The sequence below is a fragment of the Kutzneria viridogrisea DSM 43870 genome, from assembly GCF_000525635.1.
Taxonomy (GTDB): Bacteria; Actinomycetota; Actinomycetes; order Mycobacteriales; family Pseudonocardiaceae; genus Kutzneria; species Kutzneria viridogrisea.
Window position 1 is genome coordinate 4,670,184 of the sequence record NZ_CP007155.1, and the last position, 18,187, is coordinate 4,688,370.

Consider the following 18,187-nt stretch of genomic DNA (forward strand, 5'->3'; position numbering starts at 1 on the left):
GGTCAGCGGCTCGGGCCGCGGTCCATTGCGGACACTGAGCCGCCGCCCTTCGAGCGCGAACCCGGCGGGGAGCATGGAGCGGCCGTCGGGGTGGACGTCGGCATCGGCCGCGTCAGCCGACACCGACAGCTCGAACCGCACGCGTGTCATGCGCCGGATGCATCTGAGTGATGCGCAATTTGCGTTGGTGACGACGTGGTCGGCCAGGGAGGCTGAATTGCATGACGCAGTATGAGGGCATCAGCAGACGTGGGCTGCTTCGTGGCGGAGACCGCCATCATGGTGGCCGCGGTGGCCACCGGTGAGCTGACGCGCAACCGGAAGCAGCAGCTGGCCGACGCGCTGCGGACGATCGCCGTCACCGGACGGGAAGCCGTCGCCGAACTGAGGCGGATCCTCGGTCTGCTGCGTGAATCCGAGACCGGCACAAAACCTCAGTCGGGTGTCGGCGCGCTCGGCGAGCTCATCGGCAAGGTACGCCCCGCCGGGCGCCCGGTGTGCAGGCGACCGAGCGGATCTGCTGGCGGGATCCGACGGTGAAGGTGCTCATGCGGACCGCCTTCGACCCCGACGAATACGTCCTCGCCGCGACCAGGGCGGGCGCGGGTAGGTTCCTGCTCAAGGACGCGAGCGGCGAGGAGGTGCTCATCGCGATGCGTGCTGTGCTGCGCGGCGACCGCGTGCTCGCGCCGACGGTCGTCGACCGGATGATGCAACGCTACCTCGCCGCGCACCCCGTGCCCTCGGACGACCGGCGTCTCACCCGGCTCACCGACCGCGAACGAGACGTGCTCGTCGCGCGAGGACTCAACAACGCCGTGATCGCCGAGCGGCTGTTCATCGGCTGGACCATGGTGAAGACCCATCTCGGTCAGGTACTCGACAAACTGGAGCTGCGTGACCTGCTGCAGGCCGTGGTGTACGCCTACGAACTCGGCCTCGTCACGCCGTCGAGCACCGTGAACAACACCGCCACGGAACGGCTAGCCAAGCACAGCAAAGATGACGGGTTCCTGGATTGCTGAGGGTATTCCGCCGTACCGGCGCGACAGGATGGGCGGTATGCGCGTGGCGGATCCACCGATTCCCGACGGCGGGGGACCGACCCGCACCACGACAGAACTCAGCAAGGAGTGAACCATGTTGAAAGCCATGACGGAGTCGTACTGGCCTGCCGACCCTAGCGCACCCGTGTTGGACTTGACCACCGGAGACCTGTTGCGTGAGGCCGTGCGGGACGCCGGGTCCCAGACCGCCCTGATCGAGATCGCGCCGCCGGATACCCGGTCGCTGTCCGGCGCTGAACGCACCGACCGCCAGTGGACCTACCGGCAGCTGCTGGCCGAGGCCGAGCAATGCGCGCACTGGTTGCTGACCCGGTTTTCTCCGGGCGAGCGGATCACCGTCTGGGCTCCCAATATCCCCGAATGGATCATTCTCCAGTATGGGGCGGCCTTGACCGGCCTGGTGGTGGTGACCGCCAACCCAGCGCTGCGGGCTGTGGAGCTGCGCTATGTGCTCGAACAATCCCGCTCGGCCGGGCTCTTTCACACCGCGGCGTTCCGCGGCAGTGACATGACCGCGATCGCTCAAGACGCCGCGCGCGGACTCCCGCACCTCAGAGCGGCCGTCTGTTTCGCAGACTGGCAGACAACCGTGCGTGCCCATCAGGACAGCGGGTCGCTGCCGGAGGTACGCCCCGGTGACCCTGCCCAGATCCAGTACACCTCCGGCACCACCGGGTTTCCCAAGGGAGCGTTGCTGCACCACCGCGGACTAGTGACCAACGCGAAGTTCATGATCGACCGGGCCCAACTGCCCGAGCGGGGCACTATGGCATCGGCCGCGCCGCTCTTCCACACGGCCGGCTGCGCGATGGGCGTGCTCGGCAGTGCCCACCAACGGGCTTCCTACGTCTTGTGCCAGCTGTTCGACCCCACGCTCGTGCTCACCGCGACTCAGGATCATCGGGCGGACCTGCTTGGCGGGGTCCCGACGATGCTCACGGCGATACTGAACCACCCCGACTTCGAGCAGTTCGACATGTCACACCTGTCACAGGTGCTCTCCGGTGGCAGCCCCATCCCGCCCGAGTTGGTCCGTCACGTCGAGGACCGCTTCGGCGCCCGGTTCACCGCCGTCTACGGCCAGACCGAACTCTCACCGGTGATAACACAAACCAGCCCCGACGATTCGCCCAAGGACAAGGCCAACACCGCTGGACGTCCACTGCCGCAGGTCGAGATCACTATCCGCGATCCGCAGACCGGAGACATCGTCCCGGTTGGGCAGCCTGGGGAGATCTGTGCCCGTGGTTACCAAGCCATGCTCGGTTATTTCGAGATGCCCGAGCGCACGGCCGAGACCATCGACCAGGCGGGCTGGGTGCACACCGGCGACCTGGGCACCTTCGACGAACGTGGATACCTCAAGGTCACCGGACGGCTCAAAGACATGATCATCCGGGGCGGGGAAAACATCTACGCCACCGACATCGAGCAGGTGCTATTCACCCATCCGGGGGTGCGCGACGTCGCCGTCATCGGCCTGCCAGACCCTACCTGGGGCGAGATCGTCGCCGCCGTGCTCGTGCCTGCCGAGCCTGGCCAAGCACCCACGGTGACGGAGCTACACGACTTCTGCCGCGCACAACTGGCACCCCACAAGACACCGACTCGCTGGTTCCAGACCACCGAACTACCCCTCACCGGCTCCGGAAAGGTCCAGAAACACCGACTCCGCGAGCAAGTCGATCACGTCGGGCTCCAGGAACTACAACGACAACCCCGGACACCACCGGCTCAGACAGCGATCCGCTGACGGACGGGCTCCGAGCCCTTGCGAGGGTGTCGCTCATCCACAGGGGCCGGTATCCGGTAAGGCCGAGTAGGGCGAGTTCGCCGGGACTGGCGGAGCCCGTATTGGCCGTGGTCGCGCGGACACCGTCAGGTGGCTCGACAGCACGGGCCTGGTGCCAACCACCGGCGCCGATCGAGCCGGTGGAGGTGTGCTGGATGAGTTGGTGAGGGGTCTGCGGCTTGGCCGATCAGAAGAGGGAGCTGTATCAGACGTTCCAGGCTGACAGCTCCAACCAGCTCGATAACGAAGGTGTTGTCAGGTTCCTAGTCGGCGCGTGCCATGCTGCGCCGTCTAAGATTTTTCCAACAGCGTTTTCGGTGGACAGCATGATCTACGTACGCGTTATGGCGTTCTAGGAGGACAAATGCTCAACATTCAGGAGATTTCGGACCGGCTGGAGATCCAGGATCTGCTGGTGGCGTACGCGACCGCCGTCGACAGTCGAGATTTCGACGCCCTGGACCAGATAATCGCCGACGATGCCCACCTCGACTACACGGCGTTCGGTGGCATCGCGGGCAATCGCGCCGAGGTCAAGGAATGGATCGCGCGGAGCCTGGCTCAGCTTCCCGCGATCCAGCATCTGGTCGCCAACCCGGACATCCGGGTCGACGGTGACCGGGCAACAGGGCGGGTGATGTGCCTGAACTCGCTCGCACTGCCAGTTGAGGACGGCGATCCATCGGTCGCGCTGCAGGGCCTGTGGTACCTCGACGAGTACGTCCGCACACCGCAGGGCTGGCGGATTTCCCGACGCAGCCATCAGCGCAGTTGGTCACAGGGACTCGGCGACGCCGCACCTCTACATGGCACTGGTTCGCCCAGTGATTGAGGAGTTCGCCGGGGACCTACTCGGCGGTTCGCCCGTCGTGACCAGCGGTCCAAAGGGGAGCTGTATCTGCGTGGGCTGCTGATGGACGGCAAGCGCAAGTCGATGCAGCCCATGGCGGATGTACTGCGGGGCGTTGAGCAAGCGGGGTAACTGTCAGGTCGGGGTGAGTGTGCACGCGGTGACCGACTGGGCGTCAGCGGCGCTGGACTGGCGGTTGTTCCTGCCCAAGTCCTGGGACGACCACACGACCGCCGACGAACGGCAGGACGAACGAATCCGTGCTCAGCGAAGGCGGTGCGCGATCCCAGACCAAGCGCGGCACCGGGAGAAGTGGCGGCTGGCACTGGACATGATTGACGAACTCAGGCAGTGGGGGCAGCCAGCGCGGCCGGCGGTGGCCGACACCGGCTACGGCGACGCCGCCGGTTTCCGTCAGGGGCTGACCGAACGCGGCCTGACCTAAGTGGTGGCCGTGAACCCGATCGCCACCGTTCACCCCCGACTACGGCGGCATCGGCCGACGACCCGAACCCCGCTACCCCGATCCGCCGACCGACTGAAGACCCTCGTGATGGCCGCGGGCCGGTTCGTGGTCTGGCGCCACGGCTCCCACACAAGCGCGGGCAACCCCACCGGCCGGATGCGATCCCGCTTCCTGGCCCTGCGGGTTCGCCCGGCCGACCGCCACCTCCCCAAATCCGCAGACGGCAGTCCGCCCGAATGCTGGCTGCTGGCCGAGTGGCCCACCGGCACGCCCGAACCCACCGACCAATGGCTGTCCACCCTGCCGATCGACATCGGACTACCAGACATGGTGAAACTGGCCAAGATCCGCTGGCGCATCGAGCACGACTACCGCGAACTCAACGACGGCTTGGGGCTGGACCACTTCGCGGGCCGATCCTGGACCAGTTGGCACCGCCACGTCACCCTCGCCTCCGTTGCCCAGGCCATCTGCACGAAGCTCCGCCGTACCCCACAAGCCCCTGCGGGGCTTGAGCCTCTACGCCGTCCTGCGCCAACTCCAACGATTACTCGCCGCCTGGACCGGTATCCGCCACACCTGCCGACAACCCGTCCCCACCTGGACACCAACCGCCCCACCGCAACTCAACAGCACCTGACAAAGTCCTATTATCAGGTGTTCCGGAAACGCCTCTACAGCAGTCTGGACTACTCGCCCACAGCTACCGCAACGTGATCAACATTCAGAGGGCCTGTCCGAGACTCCCGAACCACCCCACTCTGACCAGCACCGGCAGCAGAGGACAAAGCCCTTGTCCGCCTGGTCCGTGCGCCTCTGAACCGGTGAACTCACCGGACCTAGCGTGCTAGTCGCGACATTCGTTCTCAACAGACGGGCACCGGGTCATGGGCGTTGCACTTGCGGACTTCCTCGAACGGTTCCGCCCGGCCGGGACTCCTGGCGCACCCGTGCCTGGCGCGGTGCCTGCCACACGACTGCCCGAGTCCGAGACTGAACTCGCTGAACTGTTCGATCAGCTCGCCGACGCTCAGCTACAGGCGGACCACATCTGGGCGGGCGCCGCAGAGCAAGTTGAGTTGCGCCGGGGCGAGACCGCCGTCCGTGTGAAGGAGATCATTGACCAGGCCCGGTCGCGGGCAGGGACGGTCCGTGCTGAGAGCATGCAGGCTCTTCGAGCCGCGGCACGCTCAGAGCTGTCTTCGGTGCTCGTCGAGGCACAAGCCGCGCGTGAACGCCTGCTCGCGCGCGCCGGAAAACTCATGCCGAACTACCTGGACCTGGTCGTAGCCGAGGCAACCTCGGGACTGCGCTGATGCGCGCACAGTGGGTTGCGGGGTGCACACGGGCCAAGTCCTTGCTCAGCCGCCGCGTCGGGCCTGACGGTGCCCGCAGGCTCGCTGCCTCGGTATCGCTCGAGGAGGCGGTACGCACGCTGACCGGGACGGCGTACGGGCACGACGTGCGCGCCGGACACGGCCTTGAGCAGGCACAACACGCGGTGTGGGCGAGCCTGCTGTGGCACATGCGGGTGTTGGCCGGCTGGCAGCCACGTGGCGGCGCCGCCGTTGTGCGGGTACTGGCGGCCGGATTCGAGATCGCCAACGTGGACAACGACATTCGGCGGCTCGCGGGCCCGTCGACTGGCCCTCGGTTTGACCTGGGCATCCTCGGCACCGCCGAGACACGGCTTGCGGCGGCCGACTCACTGTCCTCGCTGCGACGGGTGATGGCCGCGTCGGCATGGCGTGATCCCGGAACCGATTCGGCTTCGGGGATCGCGGTGGCGATGCGGTTGGTCTGGGCCCGCAGAGTCCTCGCCCGCGTGCCCGAGGCCGCCGAGTGGGCGGCCGGCGCTGCCGCGCTGCTCGTCGCCACCGAGACTTTCCTGCTCAGGCGCCCGTTGACCGACCGGCAGAGCCTGCTCGCACGGCGGGTCATCGGCGGCGCCGAGAGGACGGGCAGCCTCGTCGAGTTCTCCCGCGGCCTTCCAACGTCCGCCCGATGGGTGCTGACTGGCATCTCCCAGCCCGCCGACCTGTGGCGGGCCGAACGTGCCTGGTGGCGTCGGGTCGACCGGGATGGGTACACGTTGGTGCACGGCGCCAAGTTCGGTGCGGGCCCGGTGGTGGGACTGGTCGGCATGCTCGCGGTGGATGCCTGGCGGGTACAGGCTGCGCTGGAGGTCGCGGCACGGGGCGGCAAGCCGTTGGAGGCGTTCGATGCCATTGACTGACATGGTGTTCCCGGTGCGCATGGAACGCATCGCCGTGGCGGCGCCGCTGGCCGCACTGCGGCCGGTCCTCGTCGCCGTCGCCGAATTCGGGGGTGTCGACTTCGATGACGACGCCGACGCGCATGCCGACCAGCGGCGCGCGCTCAGCCCTGGTGAGCCTGACCTCGAGGAACTCCACCGTGCCGGTCGCACCGATCTCCTGGCGGGGGAGGAGGAACTGCGCCGCCGCGCCGACGCGGTAGTACGCCGTGGAGCGGTCTTCGCCACGGCGGGGTGGTGCCCCGCGGACCGGTGCCCGCAGTTGAGGCAACGGCTGGCCGGGCTCGGCGGCGCCGTGGTGCGGCTGGCCAGACCCCGTGGCATCGATCCGCCCAGCCTGCTGCGCGAGGCAGCGTTCACTCCTCTGGTTCGCACGTATGGCACGGTTGCCTATCCCGACGTCGATCCCAGCCTGTTCGCGGGCGTCGCCTACGTCGTGATGTTCGGGATGATGTTCGGCGACGCCGGCCATGGCCTGCTCCTGCTGGCCGGTGCCCTCGCGCTGCGGACCGGCTGGTGGCGCCTGCCGGCCAGGCTCCGGAGGGTGTGGCCGTTCATCGCGGGCGCGGGGCTCGCCAGCGCCCTGTTCGGTGCGCTCTACGGTGAGTTCTTCGGACCGACCGGTGTGCTGCCGGTCCTGTGGATCGCCCCGATGGAGCAGCCGCTGCGGCTGCTGATCTGGGCGGTCGGCCTCGGCGCGGTGCTGCTGTCGCTGGCCTACGTGATGGCCATCGTCAACAGGTGGCGCGAGGGCGGAATGCGGACCGCGCTCTACGCCTCCTCCGGGATCGCTGGAAGCTCGGTGTTCCTGGGTCTGGGTCTGCTCGCGGGCGGCGCACACCTCGGTGCGGGCTTGCTGCTGGTGATCGGTGCCTGCACGGCCGGGATCGGCCTGGTGCTCGCGGCGATCGGGTTGTTCGCGGGTTCGGGCGGCGGGGCGGCGGGCGTGCTCCAGACCGCGGTGCAACTGTTCGACCTGGTGATCCGGTTGGGGGCCAACCTCGTGTCCTTCGCCAGGCTGGCGGCGTTCGGGCTCACCCACGCCGCACTGGGATTGCTGGTGTGGCAGGCCACGGCGGCGTTGTGGACAGGTGGCGTGGTGGCGGCGATCGCCGCGGTGCTGGTGTTCGTGGTGGGGAACGCGGTGGCCTTCTCGCTGGAGGCGCTCGTCGCTGGGGTGCAGGCGCTGCGGCTGGAGTTCTACGAGCTGTTCTCACGCATGTTCGAGATCGAGGGTCGACCGTTCCGGCCCTGGCGCGTGCCTACCTTGGAGGAGCGATCGTCGTGAACGCATGGCTTGTCATGCTGCCGGTTTTGGTGCTGGCGACCACGGCATCGGTTCTGCTGCTGTGGCGTCGCAAGCGGGCCGCGGTGCGAGTTCTGACGGCGGTCAACGCTCTGCTGGCCGTCGGTGCACTGGTGGTCGCGCTGACGGCCTTCAACAGCGGCACCGGCATCGTGCACGCCGCGGAGACCACGAGCACCGCGGCCGGGAACGGGAACTGGTCGGCGCTGCTGGGGGCGGCGATCGCGGTCGCGGGCTCGTCGATCGGCGCTGCGGTGGCGGTGGCCTACACCGGGGCCGCGGCGCTGGCGGCGCTCAGTGAGCGCCCCGAGTTGTTCGGCCGGGCGATGGTCATCGTCGGTCTGGCCGAGGGCATCGCGATCTACGGGCTGATCGTCGCGATCATCCTGATCGGAAGGGCATGAGCGATGGGATCACTGTGCGCCATAGGGGAACCGTTGCGGGTTCAGGGCTTCGCGATGGCCGGCGCCGTCGTGCTCCCGGCCACGGAACCCGAGCAGGTGCGACGTGCCTGGCAGTCCCGGCCCGCCGGGGTAGAGGTCGTCGTGCTCACCCCGGCCGCGGCCGCCGTACTCGGTACGGCCGTCGATGAACCTGGTGGACCGCTCTCGGTGGTGCTGCCGTCATGACCGCGGCCACCGACGAGCTCATGCCCGTGCAGGAGGCGCTGCTGCGTGGGGCACGCGCCGACGCCGCGCGCACTCTCGCCGAGGCCGAGACCAGTGCCCAGGACAGGATCGCCGAGGCCGAGCGGGTGGCCGACGAGATCCTGGCCGAGGCCCGTGGCCAGGGCGAACGAGACGCGGCCACGGCACTGGCCGCTGAGCGGGCCCGAGCCCGGCGAACGGCACATGGCATTGTCCTCTCCGCCCAGCGGGAGATCTACGACAAGCTCAGGAGCAGCGCCGTCGCCGCGGTGCGCGCCATCCTGCTGTCCGGCGACCACGCCCTGCGGGACACGATGTGTTCCCGAGTCCGAACCGAGCTCGGGCCGGATGCCGCCATCACCGAACTGCCCGGCGGTGGCGTCCTGGGGCAGGCTCCGGGCCGACGGGTCGCGTACACCGCCGAAGCGCTTACCGACGCGGCGCTCGGTCGCCTGAGCGGACGGCTGTCGGAGCTCTGGACGTCATGACGACCGGACGTGTCCGTCGGGTCGCCGGGCCACTGGTCGAGGTCGAGGATCTCGGCGACGCGGCGATGTCCGACCTGGTGGCACTGGGCGATCACGCACTGCCCGGTGAGGTCGTGTCGATCCGCGGCGGGGTGGTGACGGTTCAGGCCTACGAGTACACCGGTGGCCTCCGCCCCGGTGCGCCCGCCGCCACCCGTGGTGAGCCGTTGTCCGCCAGGCTCGGGCCAGGTCTGCTCGGCAACGTGTTCGACGGCCTGCTGCGACCGTTGTCCGGTGCGCCGACCTGGCTGGTTCCGGGAGCCGCCGACGCGAAGGCCCCGGATCGCACCTGGTCCTTCACACCGTCGGCCCACTCCGGCGACCAGGTCTCGGCCGGCGACTGTGTCGGCATCGTGGGTCATGGCGGCCTGTTGCCGCACCGGGTGCTCGTGCCACCGCAGGCCGGTGGCACGGTTGACACGATCGCGCCACCTGGCAGCTACAACGAGGACGAGCCGGTCGCGAGGATCAACGGGATCGATGTCGCGATGGCGACCAGCTGGCCGGTGCGGCGGCCACGGCCCTGCCGGGCCCGCACCGACATCGGGGAGCCGCTGCGGACCGGTCAGCGCATCCTGGACCTGTTGTTCCCGGTCGCCAAGGGCGGCACCGCGGCGGTCCCCGGCGGGTTCGGCACCGGAAAGACGATTCTGTTGCAGCAGCTCGCGAAGTGGTGCGATGCCGATGTCATCGTGTACGTCGGGTGCGGCGAGCGCGGCAACGAGATGGCTGAGGTGGTCGCCGAACTGTTCGAGCTGGCGGATCCGAGGACCGGTGGCCGCCTCGCCGACCGCACGGTGGTCATCGCCAACACCTCGAACATGCCCATGATGGCTCGTGAGGCCAGCGTCCACACCGGGATCACCGTCGCGGAGTACTTCCGCGACATGGGTTATCACGCGGTGGTCATCGCCGACTCGACCTCCCGGTGGGCGGAGGCGTTGCGCGAGTTCGCTTCCCGGACGGGGGCGCTGCCCGCAGAGGAAGGCTACCCGGCCGAACTCGCCTCCGCGCTGGCCGCGTTCTACGAGCGCGCGGGCAAGGTGGTCACGCTGGGCGGCCGACACGCCTCGGTGACGGTCGTCGGTGCGGTCTCACCCCAAAGCGGGGACATGACCGAACCCGTCACCGCGCACACCGAGCGGTTCGTACGCTGCCGGTGGATGCTGGATCGCGATCTTGCCTATGCCAGGCACTATCCGGCCGTTTCGTGGTCGGGATCGTTCTCCCGGGACGCCGCCGCGATCGGTGTGTACCGGGCGAACACCGGCCATCCCGGCTGGGTCTCCATGCGGGCCACCCTGGTCAGCCTGCTCGGCGAGGCCGACCGGGTGGGCAGCCTCGCCGAGCTCGTCGGGATCGGCGCACTACCCGATCACGAACGGGTCGCGGTGCTGGCCGGACGCCTGATCCGTGAGGCGGTGCTCCAGCAGAGTTCACTGTCTACTGTGGACTCCTTCTGTTCTGACGAGCGGGCCGAGGCCCTGGTGTCGTCCGTGCTCGCGGTGATCGAGGGCTGCCGGCGTGCCGTCGGCTCCGGAACCGCCGCGCAGGCCGTCGAGAAGCTCGACTTCGGTCCGCTGCTGCGCGCCCGTGAGGAGGCCCGCACTGCCGACGAGGTGTGCGAGCGCCGGGACATCGTGCTGGCCCGCTTGGCGGAGGCGGAGGTGTCGTAGACGTGGAGTACACCGGCGTCGGCGAATTGCGGGGACCGCTGGTCGTGGTCGACGGGGTGCGGGGCGTCGGATGGGATGATTCCGTCAGCATTCGTCTCGATTCAGGGGAAACCAGGCATGGTCTGGTACTGGAGGTCGATCGGGGCACTGCCGTGGTGCAGGTGCTGGAGGGCACCGCGGGCATGAGCCCCACCGGCACCGGGCTGACCTTCGTGGGCCACCCGATGCGCATTCCGGTGGGGACGGGGTGGCTTGGCCGGGTGTGCGACGGGCGCGGCGACCCGATCGACGGTGGCCCGCCGGTGCTCAGCGCGACCACGGCGCCGGTGTCCGGGTACCCGCTCAACCCGACGTGGCGGGAACCGCCCAGTGAGCCGGTGCTGACCGGTGTGTCGGCCGTGGACGCGCTCACCACCCTCGTCCGCGGCCAGAAGCTGCCGATCTTCTCCGTGCCGGGGCTGCCGCACCTGGAGTTGGCCACGCAGATCGCCGCCAACGCGACCGCGGGTGGCGCGCCGTTCTGCGTGGTGTTCGCCGGGATGGGCCTGACCCACGCCGACGGCTCGCTGGTCCGTGAGGCGCTGGAGGCACGGACGGCCGAGGGTGAGGTGGTGCTGCTGCTCAACCTGGCCGACGACCCGGTGATCGAGCGCGTCATCACCCCGAGGCTGGCCCTCACCGTCGCCGAGGAACTGGCGTTCACCGGTGGCAGGCACGTGCTGGTGGTCATGACCGACATGACCAGCTACGCCGAGGCGCTGCGGGAGGTCTCCGCCGCCCGCGGCGAGATCCCGGCCCGCCGGGCGTATCCCGGTTACCTCTACAGCGATCTCGCCTCACTGTACGAGCGCTGCGGGCGGATCAGGGACCGGCCTGGTTCGGTCACCGTGCTGCCCGTGTTGACGATGCCCGCGGGCGACATCACGCATCCGGTCGCGGACCTGACCGGGTACATCACCGAGGGGCAGATCGTGCTCTCCAGCCAGGCGCACGCCCGGGGCGTCTATCCGCCGGTGGACGCGCTGGCCTCACTGTCACGGCTGATGCGCAGGGGTGCCGGTGCCGGCCACACTCGCGCCGACCACCTGGACCTCGCCGCGCAGTTGCTCTCGGCGCTGGCCAAGGCCCGGCAGGTGCGGGAGCTGGCCGATCTGGTGGGGCAGGCCGCGGTCAGCGAGCGCGACCTGCCGTACCTGAGCTTCGAGGAGGCGTTCGACCGCGAACTGGTCAACCAGCGGCCGGACGAGACCCGGGACATCGACGACACCCTGGAACGGTGCTGGCAAACGGCTCTCGTGCTGCCCAGGCGTGAGCTGGCCATGATGCCGACGGCACAGGTGGATGCCCGCATTCGTGCGAAGGGAGGTGCTCAGCATGCGGACACCGCCGGGGCGGGCGGGCCGTCTGTGGTTGCGGGACAGACTGGACCTCGCCACCAGGGGCGCGGCGACGCTCGAACAGAAGCTACGCGTTCTCCGTCGTGAACAGCAGCGGTTCCTGGACCGGGAACGGCGGACAGCGGCGGCCTGGCGGGAGCGCGTGGCCGACGCCGAGGCGCTGATGCTGCGGGCTTCGCTGCTCGGCGGCCAGCGAACGCTGCGCATGGCCGAGCTGGTCGCGCCGACCGAGCTGACCGTGCAATGGGGTGCCACGATGGGAATCCGCCACCCCGACGGCGTCCGCTGGGTGAGCCCGTCGTGGCCGTCGCCGCGGACCCCACCCTGTGGCGCCGCGACCGCGCAGGCGGGTTCGGCCTACGCCGCCGCAGCCGTCGCTGCCGTGGAGCACGCCGTAGCGCGTGCGGCGTGCGAGCGGATCACCACCGAACTGGCCATCACCCAACTGCGGGTCCGCGCACTGCGGCAGCACTGGCTGCCACGGCTGCGCCAGGAACTGGCTGCGGTCGAGTTCGAACTGGAGGAACTGGAACGGGCCGAGGGCGTCCGCCGCCGCTGGGCGCAACACCGGCCGGGGCCGTCCACGCGTGCCGACTCGCTATGACGCGCGGGCGGTTGCGGATCTACCTCGGTGCCGCGCCCGGTGTCGGCAAGACCTACGCCATGCTGGCTGAGGGGCATCGTCGTCTCGATCGCGGCACCGACGTGGTGATCGGCTTCGTCGAATCGCACGGTCGCAAGCTGACGATCGCGATGGCCGAGGGGCTGCGGACGGTGCCCCGTCGTGCGCTGACCTACCGCGGGGTGGACCTGACCGAGATGGACCTGGCCGCGGTGCTCGCCCGCCGCCCCCAGGTCGTGCTGGTCGACGAACTGGCACACACCAACGTGCCGGGGTCGGTCAACGAGAAGCGCTGGCAGGACGTCGACCAGTTGCTGGCGGCCGGTATCGACGTGGTGAGCACGCTCAACATCCAACACCTGGAGTCGCTCAACGACGTGGTCGAGGACATCACCGGAATCAGACAGCGCGAGACCATCGCCGACGAGGTCGTCCGGCGGGCCGACCAGATCGAACTGGTCGACATGACCCCGGAGGCGCTGCGCAGGCGGATGGTGCACGGCAACGTCTACCCGCCCGACCGGGTGGACACCGCGCTGACCCACTACTTCAGGCCCGGCAACCTGACCGCCCTACGGGAGCTGGCGCTGCTGTGGGTTGCCGACCGGGTGGAGGAGGGGCTGCAGCGCTACCGGGCTGAACACGGCATTGCCGGGACATGGGAGACCAGGGAGCGGGTCGCTGTCGGGCTACTCGGTCACCTCGAGGACGAGGTGCTCATCCGCCGGGCGGCCAGGATCACCGCCCGGATCCCCGGTAGCGACCTGCTGGCGGTCCACGTGGTGAGCGTGGACGGGTTGACCGAGACGGATCCGGCCGTGCTCGCGACGCTGCGCGAACTGGTCGAGGACCTCGGTGGAAGCTATCACCAGGTGCTTGACGAGGATGTCGCCGAGGGGCTGCGGCGGTTCACCAGGTCCGAGAGCATCACCCAGCTGGTGCTCGGCGCGGGGCACCGAGGTCCACTTCGGTCACTGCTTCTCGGAGAGGGCGTCGGTTCACGGGTGATCCGCCTGCTGGGCTCGGTCGATGTGCATGTGGTCACGCACGGACATGCGGCCGGCTCGCCGGGGCGCAGCACTCGCTGGCGGTGGTACGGCGCGGCGGCGATCGGGGGACTGCTGCTCGCGGTCGCGGTGGCATTGGGCCCGCAGTCCTTCCTTCCCGCCGCGCTGACCGTCCTCGCCGTCGGCATCGCGGCGTGGCAGGCCAACAGCGCGGCTCGCTCCCGACTGGTGGCCAGTGCTCTGACCACCCTGGCGGCCGGAGTGCCCCGGGGCCAGGTGGAACTGCCCGCGCTGCTCGAACTCGTCCGCGAGACGGTGGGTCTGGCCGCGGTCAGCCTGCTGGAGCCCAGGCCTGGTTCGCCGGACTGGTACGTCATCGCCAGCGCGGGCGACCGGCCGCCCGAACGACCCGACCAGGCCGACGTGCGGGTCCCGGCCACCGGCTCGGTGATCCTCGCCGGACGCGGCCGGATGCGTGGCACCGGCGACCGGCAGGTCCTGCTGGCCTGCGCGACCCAGCTCGCCGCCGACCTCTCGCACCAGCGGATCACCGAGCACGCCGCCGAACTCGACGAGCGAGCCGCGGCCGACCGCACCCGTGGCACGCTGCTGGCGACTGCCACCCACGACCTCCAGACCGCGCTCAACCAGGCCCGCGACGCGCTCGCGAAACTGGCCGACCAGGACGGCGAGCACGTTGCCGCCACCAGCGCAGCGGTGGAACGGATCGGCCTGCTCGTCGCCGATCTCCTGGTGCTCACCCGACTGCGTGCCGGCGCACTGGACCTGTACCTGCGCGCCGTGGACGTGGACGAGGTCATCGCCGCCGCACTGGAGGCGCTCGGTCCTGGTGGCCCGGACATCGAGCTGCGGATGGCCGAGGACGTACCCGACGTGATCGCGGATGCCGCCACCCTGATCCGCGCCGTCACCACGCTCACCGCTCGTGCGCTGCGGCACAGCCTGCCCGGCAGGCCACCGTCGATTGTCGTGACCACACCGCCGGGGCATGTGGAGATCCAGATCCTCGACCACGACTCCGCGGTCGATCCCGCGACTGTCGCCAGCGTCGCGCTCCGGGTGGCGCGCGGACTCATCGAGGCGATTGGCGGCCAGCTCCGGTGTGCGCGCACCGAGGGCGGTGGGCTCCGCGTGATCGTCCGGTTGCCCTCGGCACGGTGACGCGGTGTCTCAGGGGCGGTGGCCCCTCCCGCACAAGGGCTTTCAGATCTGTTCACCGCGTGTGCCCGTTGGTCAGGCTGAACGCGTCAAGCTGGGAAGGTGCGCGATGACTCCATGGTGCGGTGGACCCAATGGCGGTTGGCTGGCGTCGGTGACAGCGGCGTTGGGAATGCTGCTGTTCTGGGCAGGTTCGCTCGCGGTGGCCGTGTACATCGGGCAGCGGGATCTGCTGAGGAGCTGAGGCTGGCGTGGAAATCCTCGACAGGGACGGCCTGAACCACCTCGTCGATTCATTGCTCGCGACGGGCCACCGCGTGATCGGCCCGACCGTACGGGACAGCGCGATCGTGCTCGATGAGCTGTCCGGCGGCGCGCAACTGCCCGACGGCTGGGGCGTCGAGGTCGCGCCGGGCAGCTACCGACTGCGCCGCAGGGAGGACATGGCGGTGTTCGCGCACAGCGCCGGTCCGCAGTCCTGGAAGCAGTTCGTGCATCCAGCGCGTCGCAAGCTCTGGCAGACCGACCGGGACGGCGAATACGTGCCTGCGGAGGAGGACCGCACACCGCTGGCGTTTCTGGGAGTGCGTGGCTGCGACCTGGCCGCGCTCGGCATCCTCGGCCAGGTGCTCGGCGATGGCCCGCGCCCCCTGGTCATCGCGGCGAACTGCACGGAACCCGGTGGGCTGTGCTTCTGCTCCTCGATGGGCACCGGGCCTGCGGCGGGACCGGGCTACGACCTGGTGCTCACCGAACTCCTCGACCCGCACCGATTTCTGGTGGAGGTGGGCACGCCGAGGGGTGCTCGTGCGCTGCTACCGGTGCCCCGCCGGTCGGCCCGCGGCCCCGAGGTGGCCAGCGCGAGGTCGCAGGTGGCCTCGGCCACGGGGCGGATGGGACGGGCGATGCCGGAGGTGGACCTGCGCACGCTGCTGCGCGATTCCTCGGCGGCCGAGCGGTGGAACGACGTCGCCCAGCGCTGCTTGACCTGCGGCAACTGCACCATGGTGTGTCCGACCTGCTTCTGCACCAGTACCGAGGACGTCACCGACCTGACCGGTCAGCACGCCGAGCGTTGGCAGCACTGGGTTTCCTGCTTCGAGATCGACTTCTCCCACCTGCACGGCGGCAGCGTGCGCACCTCCGCGGCCAGCCGGTACCGGCAGTGGCTGACCCACAAGCTGAGCAGCTGGTACGACCAGTTCGGCAGTTCGGGATGCGTCGGCTGTGGGCGGTGTATCGGCTGGTGCCCGGTCGGCATCGACATCACCGAGGAAGCGGCGGCGTTGGCCGCCGAGAGAAGCGGATCCGATGCGCGCGCGTGACCTGTTCGGCGAGGGCACCCCGTTCGCGGGGCTGGCGGAATCGCACCTGGAAGTACTCGCTCGCGCCGCCCGCGAGGTGAGTTTCGCCGAGGGCCAGCGGCTGTTCGAGGAGGGCGCACCCGCGGTGGGCTGCTGGGTGGTCCGCCGGGGCTGTGTCGCCGTGGACACGGTGCTCCCCGGCCAGGCTCCCGGTGTGGTGCAGACCCTCGGACCCGGCCAGGTGGTCGGCTGGTCCTGGCTCGTCCCGCCGTACCGCTGGCATTTCGGCGCGGTGGCCGTCACCCCGACGCTCGCGGTGGAGCTGGACACCGAGCAGCTGCGGGCCTGGGCAGAACACGACCCGTCCTTCGGCTACCCGGTGGCGATGACACTACTGGCCACGCTGCTGGAACGCCTGCAGGCGACGAGGGCACGGCTGCTCGACCTGTACGGACGCCCCCATGAGCGGTGATCCTCTGCTGCCGCTGCCGTACGTGGTCACCGACAGGGCCCCGGAGACCGATGACACGGTCACGCTGCGGTTGAAGCCGGTGCGCCTGACCATCCCCCGGCTCCGGCCCGGCCAGTTCACCATGCTCTACGTCAGGGGCGTCGGCGAGATCCCGATCTCGATCAGCGGCAACCTGTCCGTTGTGGACGGCTCGTTGACGCACACCGTGCGCGAGGTCGGCGCGGTCAGCCGTGCCCTGTGCGCCGCGCCCGTCGGCACGGTGATCGGGGTGCGCGGACCCTTCGGCACCGGCTGGGACCTGCCCAGCGCCTGCGACACCGACGTGCTCGTAGTGGCTGGCGGGCTCGGACTGGCCCCACTGCGCCCGGTGGTCCTCGCCGCGCTGGCCCAGCGGTGGCGCTACCGCCGGCTCATCCTGGTGGTGGGCGCGCGCACACCCGATGACCTGTTGTATCGCCGGGAGCTCGACGAATGGGCGCGACGCGAGGACATGGCCGTGGTGCTGACGGTGGACCGTCCCACCCAGGGCTGGCGCGGACAGGTCGGCTTCGTCACCGAACCCCTGTCCTGGCTGGCGCTGGATCCCTCCGCGACCACGGCGTTCCTGTGCGGACCGGAGCCGATGATGCGGTTCTGCGCCTCGGCGCTGCTGCGCAGAGGCATCCTGGCAGGCCAGATCCGGCTCTCCCTGGAGCGCAACATGCAGTGCGGCTTGGGCCAGTGCGGGCACTGCCAGCTCGGCCCGCTCCTGGTGTGCTGGGACGGCCCGGTGGTGAACTACGCCGCCGTCGGTGCACTGCTCACGATCAAGGAGCTGTGATGGGCACACCCAGTCTCGCCGTCTGGAAGTTCACCTCCTGCGACGGCTGCCAGCTCACTCTGCTGGACTGCGAGGACGAGTTGCTCGCACTGGCCGGTGCGGTGCGCATCGCGCGGTTCACCGAGGCCAGCAGCACGGTCATCCAGGGACCGTACGACGTGTCGCTGGTCGAGGGCTCGGTCACCACGCCGGAAGAACTCACGAGGATCCAGCGAGTACGCGAGCAGTCGAAGATCCTGGTCACCATCGGCGCATGTGCGACCGCGGGCGGCATCCAGGCACTGCGCGAGTTCAGCGACATCGCCGAGTACCAGTCACTGGTCTACGCCAGCCCCCAGCACGTCGAGACGCTGGCCACCTCCACGCCTATCTCCGCCCACGTGCCGGTGGACTACGAACTGCGCGGCTGCCCCATCGACCGCCGCCAACTGCTGGAGGTCCTCACCGCGTTCCTGGCGGGGCGCAAGCCCAACCTGCCCGACACCAGCGTCTGCACCGAGTGCAAACGGCGCGGGCTGACCTGTGTGATGGTCGCCGACGGCATCCCGTGCCTCGGGCCGGTCACCCACACCGGCTGCGGCGCGTTGTGCCCCGCGCACAATCGTGGCTGTTTCGGCTGTTTCGGCCCGATGAACCAGCCCAACATCACCGCGCTGGTGGACCAGTTGCGGGCTTGCGGGCTCGACGAGCGGGCGATCGACCGCGCGTTCCGGACGTTCAACGCGACGGCACCGGAATTCCGGCGGTGACCTCGACGCGCGTCGGGGGCTTTCGCCTCTG

At 69.6% G+C, this 18,187-nt stretch carries 19 protein-coding genes and 2 pseudogenes; all 21 read left to right on the forward strand.

Annotated elements, in window-relative coordinates; genetic code table 11:
• Window positions 1–231: 231 nt before the first annotated feature.
• The 21 genes and pseudogenes from KALB_RS20435 to KALB_RS20525 all read left to right on the forward strand — a co-directional run bounded on the left by KALB_RS20435 (window position 232) and on the right by KALB_RS20525 (window position 18,156).
• The gene (locus KALB_RS20435) at window positions 232–540 is read left to right on the forward strand and encodes a histidine kinase (RefSeq protein ID WP_148309546.1); all 309 of its coding nucleotides are present in this window, start codon (window positions 232–234) and stop codon (window positions 538–540) included.
• 8 nt (window positions 541–548) lie between these two features.
• Complete coding sequence (locus tag KALB_RS20440; protein ID WP_158510778.1) at window positions 549–1,025, forward strand: LuxR C-terminal-related transcriptional regulator; 477 nt, start codon at window positions 549–551, stop codon at window positions 1,023–1,025.
• Window positions 1,026–1,140: 115 nt separating this feature from the next.
• The gene (locus KALB_RS20445) at window positions 1,141–2,820 is read left to right on the forward strand and encodes an AMP-binding protein (protein WP_025357577.1); all 1,680 of its coding nucleotides are present in this window, start codon (window positions 1,141–1,143) and stop codon (window positions 2,818–2,820) included.
• Window positions 2,821–3,223: 403 nt separating this feature from the next.
• On the forward strand, window positions 3,224–3,691 hold the full coding sequence (locus KALB_RS20450) for a nuclear transport factor 2 family protein (RefSeq protein WP_025357578.1): 468 nt from the start codon (window positions 3,224–3,226) through the stop codon (window positions 3,689–3,691).
• Window positions 3,692–3,748: 57 nt separating this feature from the next.
• A pseudogene (locus KALB_RS50205) lies at window positions 3,749–3,841 on the forward strand (hypothetical protein); the annotation flags it as partial.
• Window positions 3,804–4,154: pseudogene (locus KALB_RS48555) on the forward strand (transposase); the annotation flags it as partial. The pseudogenes KALB_RS50205 and KALB_RS48555, both read left to right, overlap by 38 nt.
• Window positions 4,155–4,163: 9 nt before the next feature.
• Window positions 4,164–4,892 carry a hypothetical protein gene (locus KALB_RS48560; protein ID WP_201771948.1) on the forward strand — a complete coding sequence of 243 codons (729 nt, stop codon included), beginning with the start codon at window positions 4,164–4,166 and terminating at the stop codon, window positions 4,890–4,892.
• 170 nt (window positions 4,893–5,062) lie between these two features.
• A complete protein-coding gene (locus KALB_RS20460; protein ID WP_148309547.1) occupies window positions 5,063–5,491 on the forward strand; it encodes a hypothetical protein in 429 nt (142 codons plus the stop codon).
• Window positions 5,491–6,411: a hypothetical protein gene (locus tag KALB_RS46600; protein WP_025357581.1), complete on the forward strand. Its 921-nt coding sequence runs from the start codon at window positions 5,491–5,493 to the stop codon at window positions 6,409–6,411. The genes KALB_RS20460 and KALB_RS46600 overlap by 1 nt, the downstream gene beginning before the upstream one ends.
• On the forward strand, window positions 6,398–7,738 hold the full coding sequence (locus tag KALB_RS20470; protein ID WP_025357582.1) for a V-type ATPase 116kDa subunit family protein: 1,341 nt from the start codon (window positions 6,398–6,400) through the stop codon (window positions 7,736–7,738). Before KALB_RS46600 ends, KALB_RS20470 begins: the two co-directional genes overlap by 14 nt.
• Window positions 7,735–8,160: an ATP synthase subunit C gene (locus tag KALB_RS20475; RefSeq protein ID WP_025357583.1), complete on the forward strand. Its 426-nt coding sequence runs from the start codon at window positions 7,735–7,737 to the stop codon at window positions 8,158–8,160. The genes KALB_RS20470 and KALB_RS20475 overlap by 4 nt, the downstream gene beginning before the upstream one ends.
• Before the next feature lie 54 nt (window positions 8,161–8,214).
• A complete protein-coding gene (locus KALB_RS20480) occupies window positions 8,215–8,385 on the forward strand; it encodes a hypothetical protein (RefSeq protein WP_201771949.1) in 171 nt (56 codons plus the stop codon).
• Window positions 8,382–8,891 (forward strand): V-type ATP synthase subunit E family protein, encoded by a 510-nt coding sequence (locus KALB_RS20485; protein WP_025357585.1) that lies wholly within the window; start codon window positions 8,382–8,384, stop codon window positions 8,889–8,891. Before KALB_RS20480 ends, KALB_RS20485 begins: the two co-directional genes overlap by 4 nt.
• Window positions 8,888–10,606, forward strand: coding sequence for a V-type ATP synthase subunit A (locus tag KALB_RS20490; RefSeq protein ID WP_035975586.1), 1,719 nt, complete (start codon window positions 8,888–8,890; stop codon window positions 10,604–10,606). The genes KALB_RS20485 and KALB_RS20490 overlap by 4 nt, the downstream gene beginning before the upstream one ends.
• 2 nt (window positions 10,607–10,608) lie before the next feature.
• The gene (locus KALB_RS20495) at window positions 10,609–12,090 is read left to right on the forward strand and encodes a V-type ATP synthase subunit B (protein WP_025357587.1); all 1,482 of its coding nucleotides are present in this window, start codon (window positions 10,609–10,611) and stop codon (window positions 12,088–12,090) included.
• The gene (locus tag KALB_RS20500) at window positions 12,017–12,607 is read left to right on the forward strand and encodes a V-type ATP synthase subunit D (protein WP_158510779.1); all 591 of its coding nucleotides are present in this window, start codon (window positions 12,017–12,019) and stop codon (window positions 12,605–12,607) included. The genes KALB_RS20495 and KALB_RS20500 overlap by 74 nt, the downstream gene beginning before the upstream one ends.
• The gene (locus KALB_RS20505) at window positions 12,604–14,814 is read left to right on the forward strand and encodes a sensor histidine kinase (RefSeq protein ID WP_025357589.1); all 2,211 of its coding nucleotides are present in this window, start codon (window positions 12,604–12,606) and stop codon (window positions 14,812–14,814) included. Before KALB_RS20500 ends, KALB_RS20505 begins: the two co-directional genes overlap by 4 nt.
• A gap of 248 nt (window positions 14,815–15,062) precedes the next feature.
• Window positions 15,063–16,136, forward strand: a complete 1,074-nt coding sequence (locus KALB_RS20510; RefSeq protein WP_025357590.1) for a 4Fe-4S dicluster domain-containing protein — start codon at window positions 15,063–15,065, stop codon at window positions 16,134–16,136.
• The gene (locus tag KALB_RS20515; protein WP_025357591.1) at window positions 16,123–16,587 is read left to right on the forward strand and encodes a Crp/Fnr family transcriptional regulator; all 465 of its coding nucleotides are present in this window, start codon (window positions 16,123–16,125) and stop codon (window positions 16,585–16,587) included. The genes KALB_RS20510 and KALB_RS20515 overlap by 14 nt, the downstream gene beginning before the upstream one ends.
• A complete protein-coding gene (locus KALB_RS20520) occupies window positions 16,577–17,407 on the forward strand; it encodes an FAD/NAD(P)-binding protein (RefSeq protein ID WP_025357592.1) in 831 nt (276 codons plus the stop codon). Before KALB_RS20515 ends, KALB_RS20520 begins: the two co-directional genes overlap by 11 nt.
• Window positions 17,407–18,156: an NADH-quinone oxidoreductase subunit B family protein gene (locus KALB_RS20525; protein WP_025357593.1), complete on the forward strand. Its 750-nt coding sequence runs from the start codon at window positions 17,407–17,409 to the stop codon at window positions 18,154–18,156. The genes KALB_RS20520 and KALB_RS20525 overlap by 1 nt, the downstream gene beginning before the upstream one ends.
• Window positions 18,157–18,187 lie beyond the last annotated feature (31 nt).

What these genes read in the sequence shown, in the direction of transcription:
- KALB_RS20505 (WP_025357589.1), top strand. Translation starts at nt 12,604, where the DNA reads ATGACGCGCGGGCGGTTGCGGATCTACCTCGGTGCCGCGCCCGGTGTC.
- KALB_RS20470 (WP_025357582.1), top strand. Translation starts at nt 6,398, where the DNA reads ATGCCATTGACTGACATGGTGTTCCCGGTGCGCATGGAACGCATCGCC.
- KALB_RS20485 (WP_025357585.1), top strand. Translation starts at nt 8,382, where the DNA reads ATGACCGCGGCCACCGACGAGCTCATGCCCGTGCAGGAGGCGCTGCTG.
- KALB_RS20490 (WP_035975586.1), top strand. Translation starts at nt 8,888, where the DNA reads ATGACGACCGGACGTGTCCGTCGGGTCGCCGGGCCACTGGTCGAGGTC.
- KALB_RS20525 (WP_025357593.1), top strand. Translation starts at nt 17,407, where the DNA reads ATGGGCACACCCAGTCTCGCCGTCTGGAAGTTCACCTCCTGCGACGGC.
- KALB_RS20450 (WP_025357578.1), top strand. Translation starts at nt 3,224, where the DNA reads ATGCTCAACATTCAGGAGATTTCGGACCGGCTGGAGATCCAGGATCTG.
- KALB_RS20520 (WP_025357592.1), top strand. Translation starts at nt 16,577, where the DNA reads ATGAGCGGTGATCCTCTGCTGCCGCTGCCGTACGTGGTCACCGACAGG.
- KALB_RS46600 (WP_025357581.1), top strand. Translation starts at nt 5,491, where the DNA reads ATGCGCGCACAGTGGGTTGCGGGGTGCACACGGGCCAAGTCCTTGCTC.
- KALB_RS20445 (WP_025357577.1), top strand. Translation starts at nt 1,141, where the DNA reads ATGTTGAAAGCCATGACGGAGTCGTACTGGCCTGCCGACCCTAGCGCA.
- KALB_RS20440 (WP_158510778.1), top strand. Translation starts at nt 549, where the DNA reads ATGCGGACCGCCTTCGACCCCGACGAATACGTCCTCGCCGCGACCAGG.
- KALB_RS20480 (WP_201771949.1), top strand. Translation starts at nt 8,215, where the DNA reads ATGGCCGGCGCCGTCGTGCTCCCGGCCACGGAACCCGAGCAGGTGCGA.
- KALB_RS20460 (WP_148309547.1), top strand. Translation starts at nt 5,063, where the DNA reads ATGGGCGTTGCACTTGCGGACTTCCTCGAACGGTTCCGCCCGGCCGGG.
- KALB_RS20515 (WP_025357591.1), top strand. Translation starts at nt 16,123, where the DNA reads ATGCGCGCGCGTGACCTGTTCGGCGAGGGCACCCCGTTCGCGGGGCTG.
- KALB_RS20435 (WP_148309546.1), top strand. Translation starts at nt 232, where the DNA reads ATGAGGGCATCAGCAGACGTGGGCTGCTTCGTGGCGGAGACCGCCATC.